This window comes from Pontivivens ytuae (genome assembly GCF_015679265.1).
GTDB lineage: Bacteria > Pseudomonadota > Alphaproteobacteria > Rhodobacterales > Rhodobacteraceae > Pontivivens > Pontivivens ytuae.
On record NZ_CP064942.1, the window covers coordinates 3,922,498 to 3,942,923 of the forward strand.

The following is a 20,426-nucleotide window of genomic DNA, read 5'->3' on the forward strand; positions in this document are numbered from 1 at the left end:
TTGCCACCCCGCCCAACCGCGCCACCTCCTCTCGTAACCCACGGAGGAGACCTACGATGATCCGGATTGCCCTGCCCGCGCTCGCCCTGCTCGCCGCCTGTGAACCGGGCGATCCCGTGGGCCGCGACGGCACCCTGTCGATCGTGGCGACCTCCCGGTCGGAGGCCTTCGTCGCGGGCGAGATCTGCGAGGTCTCGCTGGGTGGGGAGGCCGCGACGTTCGCCACGCCCGCCCTCCTCGCCGTGCCGTCCCGCGCCGATGGCTCGCCGGCCGTCGACTCCATGTCGTGCACCCACGAGGGCGTCATCCTGCCCCTCGACCAGACGGTCCGCGACCGCACCTCCCAGGTCGAGTTCCGCTTCCAGTGAGCCGTTAGCCGCTCCGCCCGATGTCCTTCGCAATGTAGTGGAGGACGCCGCGGTAGCCGTGCGTCGAAGGCCGGTCCCTGAGATCGATCGTCACCAGCGCTCCGTCGAACATCCCGGCGAGCTCCGGCTTCGTCTCGTTGAACCACGCTACGGCCTCCGCGATGTGCGGCAGATACCTCGCCTTCTCAGCCAGACTCACGGGGTGCCCCTCATTGTCGGTATCGGCAATCGTCAGCTCCGCTCCGCCGACGCATTCCAGCTTGAGGAAGCAGGGTTCGGACGAGGCAAAGGTGCGGCTGTAGACTCGGGTCACGCGCTCGCCTCCAGCCATTCCTCCTCGACCGCGGCGAGGCGTTCCTGCCGCTCGACGAGGCCGGCGGTGGCCTTCTCGAACTTGACCGGTTCGCGAGTGAAGAGCTCCGGATCGGCGAGGAAGTCCTCAAGCTTCGCGATCTCCGCCGCGAGCTTCTCCATCTCCGCCTCGAGGGCTGCGACCTTCACCGGGTTCGCCTTGGGCTCCTCAGGTTGCTCCAGCGTCATCCTCGGACCCCGATCCGAGGATCTCCCGGACACCTGAGTCTTTCCGTTGGCATACGCCTGGTGCACGGGTTGTGCACGCTTTTCATACGCCGGTTTTCCGCCCTGGCTTAGCATATCGGACCACCCGCCGGCATAGACCGTGGCGCGCCCGTCCCCCTCCATCAGCACGGTGGTCGTGGCCACCCTGTCGAGGAAATCACGATCGTGGCTGACGAGGATTACCGTTCCATCGTAATCACTTACGAGCTCCTGCAGCAGGTCCAGCGTCTCCACATCCAGATCGTTGGTCGGCTCGTCGAGCACCAGCAGGTTCGAGTCCCGCGCCATCAGCTTCGCGAGCAGCAGCCGCGCCCGCTCCCCCCCGGACAGCGCCTTGACCGGCGATCTAACCTGCTGATCCGTAAACAGAAAATCCTTGAGATAGCCCACGACATGCCGGGGCGTGCCGCGCACCATCACCTGATCCGCCCGCCCCGACACCCCGATCTCCGGATCCCCGGTCAGCGCCTCCCAAAGCGAGCTCTCGGGATCCAGCGCCGCCCGGTTCTGATCGAGGAAGACCGACGCCAGACCGGTGCCGAGGCGCAGCTCGCCGGAGTCCGGTTTTTCCAGCCCGATCAGCATCTTGAGCAGCGTCGTCTTGCCCGCGCCATTGGGCCCGACCAGCGCCAGCCGCTCTCCGCGCATCACCCGGATGGAGAAGTCGCGGACGATGACCGTCTCGTCATACCGCTTCGCGATCCCCGTCGCCTCGACCACCAGCCGCCCGGATTTGCCCGACGAGCGAAACTCCATCGCCGCCGTCCCCTGCCGCCGGATCTGGCCCGCGCGCTCCTCCCGCAGCTCCCCCAGCCGCCGCACGCGCCCCTGGTTGCGCTTGCGCCGGGCGGAGATGCCCTCGACGGCCCAGCGGGCCTCCTCCTTGATGAGGCGGTCGAGCTTGTGGCGTTGCAGGTCCTCCTCCTCGAAGACCTTGTCGCGCCAGTCCTCGAACGCCTCGAACCCGCGGTCGAGGCGACGGACCTCGCCGCGATCGACCCAGAGCGTGGTGCGAGTGAGCGCGCGCAGGAACGCCCGGTCGTGGGAGATCAGCACATAGGCGGAACGCGTTGATTTCAGGTGCTCTTCCAGCCACGCGATCGCCTGGATGTCGAGGTGGTTGGTGGGCTCGTCGAGCAGCATCAAGTCGGGCTCGGACGCCAGCAGCCGGGCGAGCGCCGCGCGCCGCCGCTCCCCGCCGGACGCCTGTGCGGGGTCCTGATCCAGCGCCAGCTTGAGCCCCTCGGCCACCGCCTCGACGCGCCATTCGGCCCCGGGCTCCAGATCAGCGCTCGCGAACTCGCCGAGCGTCGAAAAGCCCGCGAAATCGGGATCCTGCTCCATGTAGCTGACGGTGGCGCCGGGCTGCACGAAGCGCTCGCCGCCATCGGCCTCCCCCCGGCCCTCCATCACCTTCATCAGCGTGGACTTGCCGGAGCCGTTGCGGCCCACGAGGCAGATACGCTCGCCCGGATGGATGGCGAGCGACAGGCCGGAGAAGAGGGGATCGCCGCCGAAGGTCAGCGCGATGTCGGTGAGGGTCAGGATCGGGGGCTGTGCCATGGCGCCCATCTGCGGAGTGCGGCGCACGGCGTCAAGGCCCCCCGAGGGGGCGGAGGTGCGGCCCCCGCCCCGGACAGCGTCAGTTCAGATCGCCGCAGGTCCGCTCGATGATGCGCCGGATCTGGCCGCGGGTGGAATCCTCATCCGCGCCGTCATTCGCCACCAGGGCGGAGATCGCGCGCACGTCCGTCATCTGGATCTGGCCAAGGCAGTCCTCCGGCACGCCGAGCCGCAGGAGCTCGCGGCCGATCGACTGTTCGAGGTTGGTGAAGCTCTCCATGCCGCCCGCCTCGAACTGTTCCCTGGCGGTCTGGGCCGTGGCGGGGCCCATCAGCAGGGTTGCGAGACCGGCCGCTATCAACGTCTTTTTCATCTGCCTTGTCCTTGTTCGCATCGGTTGCCGCTTGCAACCATGGCGTGATCATCGAAGACGCCTTCGCGTGCGAACAGGACCGCTTGGTCCCGAAACCGGACCCTGCGCGCCAATCTCCGCGACCCCTTGTGATCCTGCGCCGAAACGCGATCTGAGAAGGGGCAGGTGCGGAGGCGGTCGATGACGGGCGAACTGGAAGAAGGGATGCTGCGCCGGGCGCTCTGGACCGCCTATTCCGACGATACGACACGGGCGAGCATCATCTCCACTGTCGCCAACTACGCGATGTCCCACGGCATGACGATGGCGGAGATCGAGGCGGCGACGGGCCTCACCGGCTTCGACCTCGTGGATCCGGAGCGGCGGCTGCCCGACGACGTGCTGCCGAAGCTCTGGAACGCCTTCGCGGCGAAGAGCCCGGTGCAGGCCAACCCGATGGAGCTCGCCCGCGCGGCCCCGCTCAGCGTCTTCGGCGGCCTGGCGCATGGGGCGCAGTTCGCGGGAACGTTGCGCAGCGCCCTGAAGCTGTTGAGCGACAACGCCATCCTGCTCTCGAACAGCGCCGTCATCACGCTGGAGGAGGATGCGCACGAGGCACGTTTCATCAGCCATCACCCGAAGAATGCCGAGGATGGCGGCCGCATGTCCCAGTTCGCCATGGCGCTTGCGGTGCGGCTGCTGCGCGATCTGGAGGGGGCGCAGGACTTCCTGCATCGGATCGACTTCGCACAGCCCGCGAACGGCCCGGTGGAGAGCTATGAGCGCGTTTTCGGCGTGCCGGTGCGCTTCGATCAGGCGCGTAATGTGATGGTGGTGGTGCGCGAGAAGCTCGACACCGCGATCCGGCACGCGAACCCGGAGCTATTCGCTTATGTCGAGGCGCATTTCGCGCAGGAGCGGCACCGGTTGGAGGAGAGCATGGATCCCGCGCCGCTGAAGAAGCTGCGCCGGGCGATCCTGCGCAATGCGCTGTCCGGCATCTACCGCCCCGCGCAGGCAGCGGCGGAGGCGCGGATGAGCCTGCGGGCGGCGCAACGGCTGGCGCGGGCGCATGGGACCACGCTGCAACGGCTGATCGATGAGGTGCGGATGGCGGCGGCACGGGCCCTGCTCGCAGCACCCGACTCCGACATCGCCAACATAGCGGCCATCGTGGGCTATGCCGACGAGCGGGCGTTTCGGCGCGCCTTCCGGCGACTGGTCAGCCAGTCGCCCTCGGCCTACCGGGCGGATCACGGACGGCGGGTCGCACCGGCCCCCGGCGGTTTCCTTTGACAAGCCCCGCGGTGCGCCGTCACCTGCGGGGATGACCAGCCCGATCAATCCCGCCCTCGCCGCCACCTTCGCCCCGCCCGTGATGGAGGCGCGGGCCTGGATCGCGGAGGCGACCTTTCCGCCCGAGCGGCCGCTCCTGAACCTCTCCCAGGCCGCTCCCGTCGATCCGCCGCCGGAGGCACTGCGCGCGGCCATGGCGGAGGCTCTGGGGGATCCTGCCGCCCATGTCTACGGCCCGGTGCTGGGATTGCCGGAGTTGCGGGAGACGGTGGCCGAACAGTGGTCGGCCTCCTATGGCGGCGCGATCGCTGCGGATCAGGTGGCGATCACCTCGGGCTGCAACCAGGCCTTCTGCGCCGCGATCGCGACGCTGGCGCAGGCGGGCGACAACGTGATCCTGCCGACGCCCTGGTACTTCAATCACAAAATGTGGCTCGACATGATGGGGATCGAGGCGCGGCTGCTGCCCTGCGGCCCCGACATGATGCCGGAGCCGGAGCGGGCGGCGGAGCTGATCGACGCGCGCACCCGCGCTGTGGTGCTGGTCACGCCCAACAACCCCACCGGCGCGGAGTATCCGGGCGGGCTGCTCGACGCCTTCATGACGCTCTGCCGGACCCGCGGCCTCGGCCTGATCGTCGATGAGACCTATCGCGATTTCGACAGCCGGGAGGGGGCGCCGCACGCCCTCTTCGCCGATCCGGACTGGGACGACACGCTGATCCACCTCTATTCCTTTTCCAAGGCATTCCGGCTGACCGGGCACCGGGTCGGCGCGATGATCGCGGCGCGCGACAGGCTGGCGCAGGCGGAGAAGGTGCTCGACACCGTCACCATCTGCCCTAACCAGATCGGGCAGCGCGCCGCCCTGCACGGGCTGCGGCACCTCGGCGACTGGGTCGCGGGCGAGCGGCGGGAGATCCTCGCCCGGCGCTCCGCGCTGGAGGGCGAGTTTGCGCGGCTCGACGGGTGGAAGCTGCTCGGCTGCGGCGCCTATTTCGGCTATGTCCGCCACCCCTTCGAGGCCCCCTCGGACCGGACTGCGAAGGCGCTGGTGGACACGCAATCCCTCCTGATCCTGCCCGGCACGATGTTCGCGCCCACGGACACCGACGGCTTTGCGGAGGGGACGCTGCGCATCGCCTTCGCCAATGCCGACGCCGCCGGACTGGCCGAGATGGGGCGGCGGCTCGCGGCTTTCACGCCATAGAGACCGGGGGCCGCTTGCCTTCCCCGGACCCATCCCGTAGCACTCCTTGAAACCAAGCAAGACAGGGGTCTGCCGTCGATGCTCTCCGCCATGCGATCCTCCAAACGCAGCTTCTTCGGCTGGGTCATCATCGGGCTTCTCATCATCGGCCTCGGCGCCTTCGGGTTTACCGACATCCTGACCGGCGGCAGCTCGCAAAGCGTGGCGCGCGTGGGCAAGACCGACGTGACGGTGACGGAGTTCCGCGTGGCCTTCGAGAACCGGATCAACGCGCTGCAACGCCAGTTCGGGATCCGTATCGATGCGGCGACAGCGCAGAACCAGGGCATCGACGATGCGGTGGTGGCGGAGCTGTTGCGCAGTGCCGCCTATCGCGACGAGGCGGCGCGCGTGGGCCTCTCGACCCCGGACGAGGCAGTGCAGGAGGCGGTGCTATCGACCCCCGGTCTCGCCAATGCGGCCGGTGAGTTCGATGCGGCGACCTACCGCTATTTCCTCCAGCAACGCGGCCTGAACCCTGCGCGCTACGAGACGCTGGTCCGTCAGTCCGAGACCGTGGCGACCCTTCAGAACGTGGTCGCCGCCGGCGCCACCCTGCCCCCGGTCGCGGCGAATACGCTGATGACCTTCCTAGGTGAGGAGCGCTCGATCGCCTGGGCGCTGATCGCCTCCGACCCAGAGGCGGTGGAGGATCCCGGCGACGAGACGCTCCAGACCTTCCTGGAGGAGAACGAGCCGCGCTACCGCACCCCGGAATACCGCCAGATCACCTTCGCCCGGCTGATCCCCGAGGAGCTGGCCGAGACCATCGAGGTGAGCGACGAGGAGCTGCGCGAGATCTACGAGGCCGAGATCGACCGCTTCCGCCAGCCGGCCCGCCGCATCGTCGAGCGGCTGTCCTTCCCGGACGAGGCCGCGGCCGAGGCGGCCCGCACGGCGATCGAAGCGGGCGAGACCAACCTCGTCGAGCTCGCCGCCGAGCGGGGCCTGACCTCCGGCGATATCAGCCTCGGCCTCGTGGCCGAACGCGATCTCGACCGTGCGGCGCGCGAGCCCGTCTTCGCGACGGACGAGACGGGCATCGTCGGCCCCATCGCGACCGATCTCGGCCCCGTGCTCTATGCCATCAACGCAATCCTGCCCGCGAGCGAGGTGAGCTTCGAGGACGCGCGCGACGACCTCGCCCGCGAGGTCGCTTTGCAGGAAGCGGGCGACCTTGCCATCGACGAGAACATCCGCGCCGAGGAGCTGATCGCCGGCGGCGCCACTCCGCAGGAACTCGCCGACGAGACCGCCTATACCCTCGGCACCGCCCGCGTGGCGCGTGGCGAGGCGGGCGATGTGCCGCCCGAAGTCGTGGCCGAGGCCTTCGCCTCCGACCTCGGCGAGGATCGCGACCAGATCGAGGTGGGCGAGCTGAACTTCTATGCCGTGCGCGTCGACGAGATCATCCCGCCCGAGCTGCCGCCACTGGCCGAGATCCGCGCCGACGTGCTCGCCGACTGGCGCGACGCCGAGGCGCTCGCCGCCACGATGGAGCAGGCCGAAATGCTGCGCGCGGAGCTGGAGGAAGGCCGCACGCTGACCGCCATTGCCGAGCGCGACGGCCTGATCGTGCAGGAGGACAGCGAGATCACCCGCGACGGTGAGCTCGGCCTGCTGCCCCCCGACCTCCTGCCGCAACTCTTCGAGGCGGAGCCCGGTACCCCGCTGGTGGTCGAGACGGAGGCGGGAGCCGCACTCGTCGTCCTTACCGACATCACCCCGTTCGATCTGGAAGGTGAGGAAGCCGCGACGCTGCGCGAGATCTTCACCACCCAGACCTCCATCGATGTGGAGCAGGACGTCGCCGCCTATTTCGCGAACTCCATCGCGGACGAGCGCGGCGTACGCATCAACCAGACGGTGCTCGACCAGATCGTGCAGAGCCTGCGCTGATGCGTCTCCATCCCGAAAAGGAGGCCGTCGCGGCCGAGCTCGCGGCGGGCCGCAACGCGATCGTCTGGACGCGGCTCGTCGCCGATCTCGACACGCCGGTGAGCGTGATGTTGAAGCTCGCGGGGGCGCGCACCGACAGCTTCATGCTGGAATCGGTCACGGGCGGCGAGAACCGCGGCCGCTACTCCGCCATCGGGATGAAGCCCGACCTGATCTGGCGCTGCCGGGGCGAGGAGGCCGCGATCAACCGCCATGCCCGCTATGACGCGGACGCGTTCGAGATCGACGACCGCGATCCGCTGACGTCGCTGCGCGCGCTGCTGGAGGAAAGCCGGATCGACCTGCCCGCGGACCTGCCGCCGATGGCCGCCGGGCTCTTCGGCTATCTGGGCTACGACATGGTCCGTCACGTCGAGCACCTGCCGGACGTGAACCCCGACCCGCTGGGCCTGCCCGACGCGCTGATGATCCGCCCGACTGTGGTCGCGATCCTCGACGCGGTGAAGGGCGAGGTCATCGTCTGCTCCCCGGTCTGGGCGGGCGACGGCACCTATGACCAAGCCGCCGAGCGCGTGATGGACGCCGTCGCCGATCTCGACCGCGCCCCGGTGGGCGAGACCCGCGACATCGGCGCGGAGGCAGAGATGCCGGAGCCCGTCTCCAACACCAGCCGCACCGAATACGACGCGATCGTGGAGAAGGCGAAGGACTACATCCGCGCGGGCGACATCTTCCAGGTTGTGCCGTCGCAGCGCTGGTCCCTGCCCTTCGCCCAGCCGCCCTTCGCCCTCTACCGCGCGCTCAGACGGACGAACCCGTCGCCCTACATGTTCTTCTTTAACTTCGGCGGCTTCCAGGTGATCGGCGCGAGCCCCGAAATCCTGGTGCAGGTCCGCGACCGGAAGGTCACCATACGCCCCATCGCGGGGACCCGGCCGCGGGGCCGCACGACGGACGAGGACGTGACGCTGGAGGCCGATCTGCTCGCCGACCCAAAGGAACGGGCGGAGCATCTGATGCTGCTCGACCTCGGTCGCAACGATGTGGGCCGGGTCGCGAAGATCGGGACAGTCACACCCACCGAACAGTTCATCATCGAGCGCTACTCCCACGTCATGCACATCGTCTCGAATGTCGAAGGGGAGCTCTCGGCGGATCACGACGCCCTCTCCGCCCTCCTCGCCGGTCTGCCTGCGGGCACCGTCTCCGGCGCGCCGAAAGTCCGCGCGATGGAGATCATCGACGAGCTGGAGAAGGAGAAGCGCGGCGTCTATGGCGGCGGCGTCGGCTACTTCTCGGCCGCGGGCGAGATGGACATCTGCATCGCGCTGCGCACGGCGGTGCTGAAGGATGAGACACTCTATGTGCAGGCCGGCGGCGGTGTGGTCTATGACAGCGACCCGGCCGCCGAATACCAGGAAACGGTCAACAAGGCCGGCGCCCTGATGGCTGCCGCGCGCGAGGCTGTCGGGCAGGCGCGCCGGGGCAACCGCTGACGCCTGCGGCCGGTCTTTCTTGAGTATTTGAACGAAGTCGAAGGCCGGGGCGCACGACACCCCGCTTTCGACTTCGCCGAAATACTCGAATGGGACGCCCGCAGCCGGGCGCGCCGTTCCTTACTGGGTAACCACTGCGCTGACCGGCGCGAGCGCGATCTCGCGATTCCCCGACGTGATGGCCCAGGTCAGCAGCGTGGTGATCGTCGCGGCATCGCTGTTGCCCATCACGACCGAGCTGCCGGTGCTGCGCGCATCGACCGCGACCCGCTGCAGCGCGTTCTGCATCGCGGGCACCCCTTCGCTCGCATCCAGCACGCGGGAGATCGTGGCGGCGGGCACGTTCGCCGCCTCCGCCAGACGATCGGGCTGCGTCAGGCCGATGCTCGGCTGAACCAGCAGCGCGTGGCCGGAGAGCTCGACATAATCGACAACCGCTTGTGCCGTCGCAGTGGAGGAGCTCACCACGCCGCCGGTGCGGTCGATGAGCCCGACCGCCTGCGGGACGGCGGCGAGGATCTCGGCCAGGCGCTCGCGCTGGCTCGTGGTGTCGAGCGTGTTGAGATCGCCCAGCGTGCCCTCCGGGATCATCGCGAGCACCTCTACACCGGCCGAGCGGAACGCCGCGGCGCGCTGTGCGGCGTTGGGCAGGTCCGCGGGGATCGCGATCGTAACCGGCAGGCTCAGGTTGTCGAGGGTCGAGATCGGGAACTGGTCCTCGCCGAGATCGACCAGAACGACGGAAAGCAGCGCCCGCCCGCCCGGATCGTTGAAGCGGGCCGCGTTGAGCCGCAGGGGCGAGCGCTCCTGCGCCACGGCCTCGGTCACCGGATCGGCGTCCGGTAGGCTGGGCGGCGGGGCGGCAGCCTCGGGCGCCTGCGGGGTCGGATCGCTGGAGGTAGCACCCGCCTCCGGCTGGATCGAAGCGACCGGCGGCCGCGACAGCGAACCGGTGGCGGAGGCGCGCGGCAGGCTGTTCGGCGCGCCCGTCGTCGGCGTGTCGAGGCCGAGCGAGCGTCCCGGCGCCCCGGTCCCGGCCCGCGGGCGGGACGGCGATGCGGAGGAGGCAGACAGGTTCACGACCGCCGTCTCCGGCGCATCGAGCGCGCTGGAAGTCGACGGGATCGTCACGCCGCCGGTCGAGGAGCTCGACGGGCGCGGCGCGCCACTCTCGGCCGTGATCTCGGATTCGGGCAGCGGGATCGGCGCCAGCGCGATCTCCCGCTGGGAAATCGGCGGATCGACGGCCGGCGTCGGCGCCGGTTCGGTCGGCACACCGCTCGCCGACGGCTGATCGGGTGCGGATTGCGAACTCGGCGTCGCCTCGCCGGAGATCACCTCGGGAAATTGCGGCGTGTCCGGCGGTGGCGCCTGTTCGATCGCCACCTCGACCGGAGCGGCCGGTTCCACGACTTGCGGCGGGATCGCGATGGTCAGGCCGACAAAGGCCGCGGCGCTGACCACGAGGCCGCCGAAAAAACCACTCAGAAAGCTACCGCCCCCAGACGCCATAGCCATATCGTTGCCCCCTCAGGACTGTCCCCGCACGGGCGGATGTTCTCTTGACCCCGTCCCGTACTTCCGACCATGTATACCCGCCACATTGCAATGTGACACCCCTGAAACGCTCAATTCGAGCCTGCGGAAGGGCATGCCAGCATGCTGTTGCTGATCGATAACTACGACAGCTTCACGTACAATCTTGTCCATTATGTGGGCGAATTGGGCGCTGAGGTTCGCGTTGAGCGAAACGACGCGATCGACGTGCCGGCCGCGATGGCGCTGCGGCCCTCGGCGATCCTGCTCTCACCCGGTCCCTGCGACCCGGATCAGGCGGGCATCTGCCTCGCGCTCGTGGCCGCGGCGGCGGAGACGCGGACGCCGCTGATGGGGGTCTGCCTCGGCCATCAGGCGATCGGGCAGCATTTCGGCGGAACCGTCACGCGGGCCGATGCGATCATGCACGGCAAGGTCGATGCGATCCGGCATGCGGGCGGCGGCCTCTTCGCGGGGCTCCCGAGCCCGTTCGACGCGACGCGCTACCACTCCCTGACCGTGGCGCGGGAGAGCATTCCGGACTGCCTCGAGATCACGGCGGACGTGGCCGACGGCACCGTGATGGGGCTGAGCCACAAGGAGCTGCCGATCCACGGGGTGCAGTTCCACCCTGAATCCATCGCCTCCGAACACGGGCACAAGATGCTGAAAACCTTCCTCGATCTCGCCGAGCCTGCCCATGTCTGACCGCCTGAAGCCGCTGATCGCGGCGGCCTGCGAACGCCCGCTGACGCGCGCCGAGGCAGAGGAGGCGTTCGACGTGCTGATGGAGGGGGCGGCCACCCCGCACCAGATCGGCGGCTTCCTGATGGCGCTGCGCACCCGTGGCGAGGTGGTGGACGAATACGCGGCCGCAGCCTCCGTCATGCGGGCGAAATGCGCAGCGGTGCGCGCACCCGAGGGCGCGATGGACATCGTGGGCACCGGGGGCGACGGCAAGGGCACGCTCAACATCTCCACCGCCACGGCCTTCGTCGTGGCGGGCTGTGGGGTGCCGGTCGCGAAGCACGGGAACCGCAATCTCTCGTCGAAGTCGGGGGCGGCAGACGCGCTCGGCCAGATGGGGATCGAGGTGATGGTGGGGCCGGAGGTCGTGGAGCAGGCGCTTGCAGAGGTCGGCATCGCCTTCATGATGGCGCCGATGCACCACCCCGCGATCCGCCATGTGATGCCCGCGCGTCAGGAATTGGGCACGCGCACGATCTTCAACATCCTCGGCCCGCTCACCAACCCCGCGGGGGTGAGTCGGCAGCTCACCGGCGCGTTTTCCCGCGACCTGATCCGGCCGATGGCCGAGACTTTGCAGGTGCTGGGGGCGGAGAAAGCCTGGCTGGTTCACGGGTCTGACGGCACGGATGAGCTGTCGATCGCGGGGGTAAGCTGGGTCGCGGCGCTGGAAAACGGCGCGGTGGTCGACCGAGAGCTGCATCCGGAGCAGGCGGGCCTCCCCGTCCATCCGTTCGAAGCGATCCTCGGCGGAAGTCCGGAGGAAAACGGCGCCGCCTTCCGCGCGCTGCTCGACGGGACCGAGGGCGCCTATCGCGATGCCGTGCTGCTCAATGCAGCCGCCGCACTCGTCGTGGCGGACCGCGTGGACGATCTGAAGGCGGGCGTCGAGATGGCACGCGAGAGCATCGACAGCGGTGCCGCGAAGGCCAAGGTCGAGGCGCTGGCTCGCGTCACGCAGGCGGCAGCGCGTGACTGACGGCGCCGGGGCGCTGCCCCGGACCCCACCGTTGTTCACCGGATGGATGGGCATTCACGACTATTTGGCTGAGCCAAAGGCTTTTTCGATAATGGCTTCGAGTTTGGCTTAGATCATAGCGCGAACATCCGCTGGGTTCCCTCTTTGATCGATGCTGCGTCGGGCGCGAATGGCGGTTTAGAGGTTCATGCCGCGACTATCGCGTCACGTTTCACGTGGCCTTAAACCTACCCCAGGTGTCGTTTTCACAAGCCGCGACCGACATATTCGCTAGTCGAAAGTGCTTCGCCTGACCGTTACGTCAGGGTACACCCAAGTGCGCCGCCGGTTCAGACGGTGATGCAGACCTCCGCGATTACCCGGCGCAGCCATGCAAGGCCCGGGTCGCCGTCGTTGCGGCGGTGCCAGAGCATCGTCTCTGTATAGGGATCCCACGGCACGGGTGCAGCGAGGCGCTGGACGTCGGCGTCGGCGAAGCGGTCCGCGACCCGTTCCGCCAGCGTGACGATCATGTTGGTGCCCGCCACGACCTCCGGCACGACGAGATTGTAAGGCAGGGCAAGCCCAAGATGCCGCTTGTGTCCCATATCGGCCAGCAGACGGTCCACGAAGCCCCACGTGTCCCCCGCCATCGTTACGAGGACGTGGGGATATCCCAGGTAGAGGTCGAGCGGGATCGTCTCCCCCTCGGGCAACCGGATCCCGGGATGGTCCGCGGCGACGAGACAGACGAAGCTTTCCTCGAAGAGATCCGCCTTGCGGATCGGAGGTGGAGCGTCGGGCAGGATCGTCATGGCGAGGTCCAGATCGCCGTCGGTTAGCGCATCTGCGACATCCAGGCGGTTCACGAAGCGAACGGACAGGGTGACGTGCGGTGCGACGCGGCCCAGCTCGGCCATCAACGGTGGTAGGAGGACGGCGGCGATATGGTCGGTCATCGACACGCGGAATGTCCTCTCGGCCCGCTCGGGGCGGAACGCCCGGTGGCCACCGAGCGCGGCCTCAAGGGTCGCGAGGGAGGCGCGCACCGGCTCGGCCAGCTCAATCGCGCGCGCGGTCGGGCGCACGCCGGTGCGGGTCCGGGTGAAGAGATCGTCGCGTAGCAGAAGGCGAAGCGTGGCCAGTCGCTTGCTCATGGCAGGCTGTCCGATACCGATGCGCGCAGCCGCCCGGCCGACATGCCGCTCGGCCATCAGCGCGTCGAAGGCGGTCAGCAGGTTCAGATCGAAGGCTGCGAGATTCATGTCATATCATTCCAGATTGGAATGATAGAATGTTCAGACCGACTTGGCGAGACGCCAAAGGGCCGGCCATATCCCTCTCATCGATGAATGCTCGCTCAAGGAGACCCCCAGATGCGCCCCATCCTATCCTTCGCCGTCGCGGCCCTCGTCCCGACAGCGGCCCTCGCCGAGCCGACCGCGCGCTACGTGGTCGCCCTGTCCGACGTCGACATGGCCGGCACCGCCTACGAGGACGACCAACTCGGCGCGCCTCTGGATGCCGTGGACACCTTGTCGATCTTCGCCATGGACGCGCCCGAGACGGCGCTAGCAACGCTCGAGGTGTCGAACTCGGTCGCAGGCCCGCCCATGGTGCTGGACGTGTCGCCCGACGGAACCCGCGCCATCGTGGCTGAGACGCTGCGCCCGCGCGGGCCGGAGGACACAACGCTGACGGAGCTGTCGGGGCGACCGGGTGAGACGCTGCGCCTCTACGACCTCTCCGACCCGGCGGCGCCCGCGCTGGTAAACGAAACCCAAGTGCCGGTGAACCCGCAAGCCGCGCGACTGAACGCGGAGGGCGACCTCGTCGCAGTGGTGGGGTTCGGGACCGACAACGGTCTGACGCTCGTCCCGCTCAGCGCCAACGGGCTGGGCGAGGCGGTAACGTTCGACCTGGGCCTCGTCGCCCGCCCCGACCTGCCATTCGATCCGGCGCATAGCGTCCAGTTCCACCCCACCGAGGACATCGTTGCGGTGAACCTCACGATCCGCAATCAGATCGCCTTCTACCGCATCGACAGGGCAGAAGACGGAACGCCGACGGGGATCGAGCCGTGGGGCAATCTCGTCTCGACCAACAAGTTCCCCTTCGTGGGCGCGTTCACGCCGGATGGGCGGCACTACGTGACCTCGGAGTTGATGTGGGGTCCGGACGTCGAGCGGTTCTATGGCAGCAGCGCCGGCACCGTGACGTCGATCCGGGTGGCCGATCCCACCGATACCGAGCCGCGCCACGTGATCCAGTCCATCGCACAGGGCGGATATCAGGGAGAGACCCTCGCGATCAGCCCGGACGGCGACCGCGTGGCGATCCTGTCGTTGCGCAACACCGGCCTCACCCAGGATGATCCGCGCTTCGACCCGATGGCCTCGGTCTCGCTCTACGCGCTGGACAGTGAGACGGGCGCACTCGGCCTCATCGAGGAGGAGATGTTCGAGGCGCACCTGCCGCAGGGCCTCGCCTTCGACCCCTCGGGCACCGCCCTCTATGTCGGCGTCAACGAATACTTCGATGCGACTGATCCGGTGATGCGGGGCGCGGTGGAGCTGTGGACAGTCGAGGCGGACGGCGTGACCCGCACCAACACACGGATGCCCGCGCCCCGGGGTGTCCATGGGGTCGAGGTGGTCGAGTAGGCGCATCCGATCCGCCTCGAGGGAAGCGGTGTCCTACTAACAGGCACCGCTTCCGTATTGCGTTCTCTGAGTGTCTTGCAGCAGTGGCCTAGTGACGCGCCAGAAGAAGCTGACCTTAGAGTGAGTGCAGCGAATTTCCCCTTTGTCCCGCTTAGGCGACGTTGGCCTTGTGGTACTTCGGTTATCGAAGTTTGGATCGATCGGAGCACGGCAATCTCCCAGCATCGGATCGCTCAGGTGGTGATGCTTCTTCAGTCGGCTGCGTTCGGAGTTCACTTCTTGCCATCCATCTCGACACCTGCGAGGAGGCCGTTCTGTGTGGGATGGATTGTGACCTGCATGCCGTTAGGGGCGGTGTCGTCGGGTGTGAGGGTGATGCGGCCTATGAGGCGGGTGAGGTGGTCGTGGGCTTCGGCGACGAGGTCGGGGTTGCCGAGGAGGGTTTCCATCCGGTTGAGGGCGGCGTCGAAGAGGGCCTCGGCGGTGGCGATGCGGCGGTCGAGATCGGTGAGATCGGCCTTGATGGCCTCGACGCGGGCGCGGAAGACGTCGTAGGGCGCGCCCTCCGCGATGGCCTGGAAGATGGGCACGAGGTGAGCATGGGTCTCTTGTCGGGTCCCTTTCAGTTAGGTGAGGTCGCCGTCGCGCAGGCGCTTGAGCTCAGCCGCGACAGCTGCGTCGAAGCGGTCCCGCAGATCGCGAAGCCGCCATTCTGCAGCGATACGCTCAACCGCCGCTTGCCGACAAAGCGCGTCGACCGGTCGAGCCCCGCCGCGAGACGATCGCCGCGGGTGCGGACATGGGTCTCGTAGCCAATATTGGTCTTGCGCCTCGACGTGGTGCCGTAAGCCAGAACGACGCGGCGGTCGTCACCGCTCCGCTCGACATCGAGCACGAGACAGGGCCTCGCCTTCGGACGGCCGACGTCATCTTCTTCGGCGAGCGGGAAGCGGAATGAGACGACGTCCCCGGGTTCGAGATGATCGCGCCAGTCCGCCGTCATCTTCGGATCGGGGATCGGAGTGCTGTGCAGCATGAGTTGGTCCTTCAGAACGTGTTGCGGGATGTGACGCGCTTCACTTCTTTGCCGGATCGGCTCCGCTGCGATGCGCGTCACCCCGAGTGCGCATCGCAGCGGAGGCCGTCCGCCCCTTGCCCAAGCCTCCCGGAAGATCCGTCGCGCTCAGTCCGGGCGCCGGGACCCGTTCTCCGCCTGCCGACGCTTCACCGTCTCGGCCGCCGCCCAGGCCTCGGCGAGCCCGCGGGCATCGGCTTCGGCGCGATGCGGATGCGGCGCACGGTCGAGAGCCTTGTAGAGGGCGAGGATCGGGCCTTCGTCATCGAGACTGCGGGCCGAAAAGGCGTCTGCGGCCGCCGCATCGAGATCGTGGATCTTCGGCCCCTCACCGATCCCGCCCGCCGCGAGCAGCCGGTCAAGCCACCGCTGGTCGAACGTGGGCGCATCGGATAGCAGCACGGCGTCGCCGATTACCTCCCGCGCCCAGGCTGCGACCTCCGCAGCCGGCACCGCGGCCTCGAGTGCGGGGCGCGGGATGCCATGGACCGCGGCACTGGCGGGCGACCAGTCGGCCTCGTCCCAGGACGGATCCGGCTGGATCAGCCATCCTGTCGAGGCAACGGACCCATTGCGGCCGATCCAGGCGAAACCGATCTCGATCGGCCACGAGCGGACGGAGAGGCTCGAGGCCTCGAAGTCGATGAACAGGGGCATGGGAGAGGGTCCTTCGAAGAGCAGTAGCGGTTGGGCGACGAGATCGGAAACGCCGACGGCGCTTCGGCCACACCGCATCCCGGCCCTCAGGCCTCACATTGCCCGAGCGATCCGACATGCGCGTCGCCCAAAGCGCGCATGTCGGATCGCATGCCGCACGTTCTCGCCCGTCATCCGATCCCGGTCCGCATTATCGGGGAGAGCGTCGAGAGGGGACACCCCTCTCGACCCGGCCGAGCCGGCGCGCAGGCGGGTTCGGGAGGAGTGCAGAACGACGCTCCCGGGAGCAGGGGGTCCGGGGGAGTGCGGAACGACGCCCCGGCCCGTCGGGAGACGCCAGGGGAAGCGGCCGGATCAGGCAGGGGCTCAACGGCCCCATGCCCGGCCGCGCGGGGAGTGGCGAACGACGCCCGCCGCCGTCCGCGCAGGACCGCCGTCCGCGTCGGACCGCTCGCCGCGCAGGCGCCCCCGGCGGGCGGGGTTCGGGGCAGCACCCCGACGAACGCGCAGCGCGTGCACAAAGACGCCCCCGGGGCGACGACTGCGCGCGCTGCTTAATGAGTAAACACACCCGCGCAGCACACCCTCATCCCAGCTCCCTGCTCTCCACGCATGCTCCAGAACCAGTTCAACTTCGACCCACAGCTGCCGTTCGCCGACGCCTAACGATGCCACGGTGCGGCCCGTCGAAGCCGCTGTTCGTTGCGACGTCGAAACCTGGGCAGGCTCAGAGCTCCGAAGCGGATGAAGCTGGCGTTCGCTATAGTCCGTACAAAGGTCTGGTTCTGAAGGTCATAAATACTGAACCGTTCCAGCCTGTATTCACAGGAACAGTTTGCATTCCGAGGCGCTTATGGCGCACATCGCTACAGTGGGGAATGTAAGCTGAGGCACCGTTCGAGACAGGTTGCCGGACCGGTCTCCGCCACGCTACCATGGCGTGGTCCGAAACGCTAACCAGGGAGGGTCGAATGATGCCGAAGCGCTTCCACGATCGCACCCGAGGTCCCGTTCGGGCCCTGCGAACCCGTTCGCAGGGCTGATCGGACAGAGACGCCCGGCACCCGCCCCGTCACGACGATCGGCCCTTTCCTGACCAGCCTTCGGGTTGCGCCCGCTCAGCCGAAAGCCGTGACCCATGATCCTCCTCCAGACTCGCGCACTGGGCGCGATCCGTTCTGCCTCCCTGTTCCGAAACCTCGACCTTATCGTCGAGCGCGGCGACCGCATCGGCCTCGTCGCAGCCAACGGACGCGGCAAGTCCACACTCCTGCAGCTGCTTGCCGGCATGGCCGAGCCGGACCAAGGCGAGGTCACGGCCGCTCGGGGCCTCGTGATTGGGCTCGTCCCGCAGCACGTCCCCGAGCTGCTGCTACCGCTGACCCTCCGCGATGCCGTCCTGGACGCACTATCCCCGGATGTGCGCGAAACCGAAGGATGGCGAGTCGACGTCGCACTCGACGAACTCGGCGCGCCACTCGTGCTGAACGACCGCCTGCTGCACTCGCTCTCGGGCGGATGGCAACGCACGGCACTCCTCGCCCGTGCCTGGGTCTCCGAGCCGGACCTGCTGTTGATGGACGAGCCGACGAACCATCTCGACCTCGGCCGCATTGGCCATCTGCAGCGCTGGCTCGCAGGCCCCGCGCGCGGCGTGGCCTGCGTCATCGCAAGCCACGACCGCGCCTTCCTGGATGCCGTCACGAGCCGCACCTTGTTCCTGCGGCCCGAAGCCTCGGCTGGCTACGACCTGCCATACGTCGCTGCCCGCGCTGCGCTGGATGAAGCCGATGCGGCTACGGCGCGCCGACACGAGACGGATCTTGCGAAGGCCGGCCAACTGAGGCGGCAGGCGGCGAAGCTGCAGAACATCGGTATCAACTCCGGCTCTGACCTGCTGGTGGTCAAGACGCGCCAGCTCAAGGAGCGTGCTGCGCGGATCGAGGCGACGGCGCGGCCCGCACATCGCGAGCGATCGGCCGGGGCAATCCGGCTCGACGGGAAGGGATCGCACGCCAAGGCGCTCGTCACGCTGGACGACGCCACGGTAGCGGCACCCGACGGCACCGCCCTGTTCGAGACGGGACGGCTCTGGATCGCGCCCGGGGACCGGGTGGCCCTGCTCGGCAAAAACGGCACCGGCAAGTCGCGCCTGCTCGCGGCACTGGAGGAGGCCATCGTCACGCCCAGCCGCGGTCTGCGCATCGCGCCGAGCGCGACAGTTGGCCTATCTCGCCAGGACCTGGGTCAGCTTGACGCCTTCACGTCGCCTCAAGACGCCGTCACGCGCCATGCGGCCATGGACGACGCCCGTGCCCGCGCTCTGCTGGCAGGGGCAGGCATCGCAGTAGAGAAGCAGTGTGGACCTGTAGACCGCCTGTCGGGCGGACAGCGCGCGCGGCTCGCCTTACTACTGCTGCGGCTTGCGCGGCCCACGCTGTATCTGCTCGACGAGCCGACGAACCACCTCGATATCGAGGGGCAGGAGGCGCTGGAAGGTGAGCTCGCCCGCGGCGATGCCGCCGCTCTGATCGTAAGCCACGACCGCGCTTTTGTCCGCGCGGTCGGAACGCGTTTCTGGCAGATCGAAGGTCAGAGGCTGCGCGAGCTGGACGGACCGGACGCGTTCTTTGACAAGATGATGGCGGACTGACCCTTACGATGTGCCTTAGCGCGTCGGAGCATCCGTGCGGCATTCGCGTGGATCAATGCGATTTATCCGGCGATCGCGACGCTCTTTGGAATGCAGCTTCGCGTCGCGTTTGAGGCCGTTCCAGTCGGATGTCATAGAGTGACACGGTCGGCATCGACCTTCCTGAAACAGATTGCGGTCGTCACGCAGGCATATGTCTGGAGCGTCAGGCAGGGAACCTCAGGAGCGTTCGCTGTGAGCCAAAGTCACCAGGCTTTGTGATGTATAAGCGCTAACTTTTGCTGGCTAGAGTTTTGCTCCGCGATAGGGGTTATGGACGGACACAAGGGACTGGTGCGCAAAGATGCCGGCCCGATTTCCGTCTGCACCTGCCCAGACTGCGTTGAAGGCGGGTCGGGTCATGTCTCCGGCTGCGAACACACCACGCTCCGTCGTCTCTTGCAGGTCATCCACCGTGACATAGGGGCCGAACGTACCTTCGGTTTCGCCACATCCGAGTTGCTTGTGAAGATCGGAGGCGAAGGCGGCTCGGGGCAGCACATAGAGGGCGTCGCGCGCAATCGCGTCACCATTTGCGAGGACAACGGCTTCCATAAGCCCATCCCGATGGGCAACGTGAGACACCTTCCCCGCCTCGATGCGATATCCCCTGCTTTCAAGGTCGGACTGGTCGGCGTCCTCAAGCTCTGCATCGTTCGTGAAGTAAATCAGATCGGTCGCGTAGTCCGGCAGGTTCCTGGCCTGGTGTACGGAGGCCGGACCTCCATGGAGGATGCCGGTTGGGACATCCCGGTGCTCGTATCCATGGCAATAGGGACATTGCAGCACCGACCTGCCCCAACAGTCTTCAAGACCGTCGATGCCGAACGGAAACGTATCGCGCATACCTGTGGCCAGGACCAGGCGTTTGGCCCGAACTGTGGTACCTGAGGCCGTTGTCAGCTCGATGATGGACAGCTCGAGATGTCGGTCAGCTTTGGATCGCTGCGCCGTGACGACGCGATCTTGAAGCTCCGAGAAACACTGATAGCGAGAGAGTTCTTCGATCCCCTTGCCGTGCACGGCTTCAGGCGTGGCGCCGTCAAGGGCAAGCCAGTTGTGGCTTTCGGGCGAGAAGCGGTTTCGGGGGCTTCCATCATGAATGAGCAGCGTTTTGCGCCGTGAGCGGACCAGCGGATACGCGGCGGAGAGGCCAGCGAAGCTGCCGCCGACGATCGCGACATCCACGTCATCGAGGCGCCGACCGCATGGAGCGGCTTGGGTTTTGCTCATGATCCTGCCTCCCAAAAATCGCAACCGTGATTGTTACTTTTTCGAGCCAAAAGTGCAACTATA

At 67.7% G+C, this 20,426-nt stretch carries 18 protein-coding genes; 9 read left to right on the forward strand and 9 right to left on the reverse strand.

What is annotated here, in order from left to right; translation table 11 throughout:
* Positions 1-56 precede the first annotated feature (56 nt).
* On the forward strand, positions 57-368 hold the full coding sequence (locus I0K15_RS19595) for a hypothetical protein (protein WP_196103156.1): 312 nt from the start codon (positions 57-59) through the stop codon (positions 366-368).
* 4 nt (positions 369-372) lie between these two features.
* Here the strand turns inward: I0K15_RS19595 and I0K15_RS19600 are convergent, their stop codons facing one another.
* From I0K15_RS19600 to I0K15_RS19610, 3 genes are all read right to left on the reverse strand, one after another.
* Positions 373-681 (reverse strand): hypothetical protein, encoded by a 309-nt coding sequence (locus tag I0K15_RS19600; protein ID WP_196103157.1) that lies wholly within the window; start codon positions 679-681, stop codon positions 373-375.
* Positions 678-2,510 (reverse strand): ABC-F family ATP-binding cassette domain-containing protein, encoded by a 1,833-nt coding sequence (locus I0K15_RS19605; RefSeq protein WP_196103158.1) that lies wholly within the window; start codon positions 2,508-2,510, stop codon positions 678-680. Before I0K15_RS19605 ends, I0K15_RS19600 begins: the two co-directional genes overlap by 4 nt.
* Before the next feature lie 79 nt (positions 2,511-2,589).
* The gene (locus I0K15_RS19610; RefSeq protein WP_196103159.1) at positions 2,590-2,883 is read right to left on the reverse strand and encodes a hypothetical protein; all 294 of its coding nucleotides are present in this window, start codon (positions 2,881-2,883) and stop codon (positions 2,590-2,592) included.
* A gap of 180 nt (positions 2,884-3,063) precedes the next feature.
* Between I0K15_RS19610 and I0K15_RS19615 the strand changes: the two genes are divergently transcribed.
* The 4 genes from I0K15_RS19615 to trpE all read left to right on the forward strand — a co-directional run bounded on the left by I0K15_RS19615 (position 3,064) and on the right by trpE (position 8,802).
* Entirely contained in the window at positions 3,064-4,158 is a 1,095-nt protein-coding gene (locus tag I0K15_RS19615) for an AraC family transcriptional regulator (protein WP_196103160.1), read from the forward strand.
* A gap of 31 nt (positions 4,159-4,189) precedes the next feature.
* Complete coding sequence (locus tag I0K15_RS19620) at positions 4,190-5,368, forward strand: aminotransferase (RefSeq protein ID WP_196103161.1); 1,179 nt, start codon at positions 4,190-4,192, stop codon at positions 5,366-5,368.
* Positions 5,369-5,458: 90 nt separating this feature from the next.
* Positions 5,459-7,306, forward strand: coding sequence for a peptidylprolyl isomerase (locus tag I0K15_RS19625; RefSeq protein WP_230374195.1), 1,848 nt, complete (start codon positions 5,459-5,461; stop codon positions 7,304-7,306).
* Positions 7,306-8,802, forward strand: a complete 1,497-nt coding sequence (gene trpE, locus I0K15_RS19630; protein WP_196103163.1) for an anthranilate synthase component I — start codon at positions 7,306-7,308, stop codon at positions 8,800-8,802. The genes I0K15_RS19625 and trpE overlap by 1 nt, the downstream gene beginning before the upstream one ends.
* 120 nt (positions 8,803-8,922) lie before the next feature.
* Here trpE and I0K15_RS19635 read toward each other — a convergent pair whose 3' ends face one another.
* On the reverse strand, positions 8,923-10,320 hold the full coding sequence (locus I0K15_RS19635) for a divergent polysaccharide deacetylase family protein (RefSeq protein ID WP_196103164.1): 1,398 nt from the start codon (positions 10,318-10,320) through the stop codon (positions 8,923-8,925).
* A 141-nt stretch (positions 10,321-10,461) separates the two neighbouring features.
* Between I0K15_RS19635 and I0K15_RS19640 the strand changes: the two genes are divergently transcribed.
* Positions 10,462-11,046, forward strand: coding sequence for an anthranilate synthase component II (locus I0K15_RS19640; RefSeq protein ID WP_196103165.1), 585 nt, complete (start codon positions 10,462-10,464; stop codon positions 11,044-11,046).
* Positions 11,039-12,064 carry an anthranilate phosphoribosyltransferase gene (trpD, locus tag I0K15_RS19645; protein WP_196103166.1) on the forward strand — a complete coding sequence of 342 codons (1,026 nt, stop codon included), beginning with the start codon at positions 11,039-11,041 and terminating at the stop codon, positions 12,062-12,064. Before I0K15_RS19640 ends, trpD begins: the two co-directional genes overlap by 8 nt.
* A 329-nt stretch (positions 12,065-12,393) precedes the next feature.
* Here the strand turns inward: trpD and I0K15_RS19650 are convergent, their stop codons facing one another.
* Positions 12,394-13,308 (reverse strand): LysR family transcriptional regulator, encoded by a 915-nt coding sequence (locus tag I0K15_RS19650; protein WP_196103167.1) that lies wholly within the window; start codon positions 13,306-13,308, stop codon positions 12,394-12,396.
* A 111-nt stretch (positions 13,309-13,419) separates the two neighbouring features.
* Here I0K15_RS19650 and I0K15_RS19655 point away from each other — a divergent pair, with 111 nt between their 5' ends.
* The gene (locus tag I0K15_RS19655) at positions 13,420-14,706 is read left to right on the forward strand and encodes a lactonase family protein (protein ID WP_196103168.1); all 1,287 of its coding nucleotides are present in this window, start codon (positions 13,420-13,422) and stop codon (positions 14,704-14,706) included.
* A gap of 272 nt (positions 14,707-14,978) precedes the next feature.
* Here I0K15_RS19655 and I0K15_RS19660 read toward each other — a convergent pair whose 3' ends face one another.
* The 3 genes from I0K15_RS19660 to I0K15_RS19670 all read right to left on the reverse strand — a co-directional run bounded on the left by I0K15_RS19660 (position 14,979) and on the right by I0K15_RS19670 (position 16,438).
* Positions 14,979-15,296 carry a hypothetical protein gene (locus I0K15_RS19660; RefSeq protein ID WP_196103169.1) on the reverse strand — a complete coding sequence of 106 codons (318 nt, stop codon included), beginning with the start codon at positions 15,294-15,296 and terminating at the stop codon, positions 14,979-14,981.
* A gap of 32 nt (positions 15,297-15,328) precedes the next feature.
* The gene (locus I0K15_RS19665) at positions 15,329-15,742 is read right to left on the reverse strand and encodes a hypothetical protein (protein WP_196103170.1); all 414 of its coding nucleotides are present in this window, start codon (positions 15,740-15,742) and stop codon (positions 15,329-15,331) included.
* Positions 15,743-15,889: 147 nt separating this feature from the next.
* The gene (locus I0K15_RS19670) at positions 15,890-16,438 is read right to left on the reverse strand and encodes a 3'-5' exonuclease (RefSeq protein ID WP_196103171.1); all 549 of its coding nucleotides are present in this window, start codon (positions 16,436-16,438) and stop codon (positions 15,890-15,892) included.
* Positions 16,439-17,576: 1,138 nt separating this feature from the next.
* Here I0K15_RS19670 and I0K15_RS19675 point away from each other — a divergent pair.
* Complete coding sequence (locus I0K15_RS19675; protein WP_196103172.1) at positions 17,577-19,091, forward strand: ATP-binding cassette domain-containing protein; 1,515 nt, start codon at positions 17,577-17,579, stop codon at positions 19,089-19,091.
* A gap of 285 nt (positions 19,092-19,376) precedes the next feature.
* Here I0K15_RS19675 and I0K15_RS19680 read toward each other — a convergent pair whose 3' ends face one another.
* Entirely contained in the window at positions 19,377-20,363 is a 987-nt protein-coding gene (locus I0K15_RS19680; protein ID WP_196103173.1) for an NAD(P)/FAD-dependent oxidoreductase, read from the reverse strand.
* Positions 20,364-20,426 lie beyond the last annotated feature (63 nt).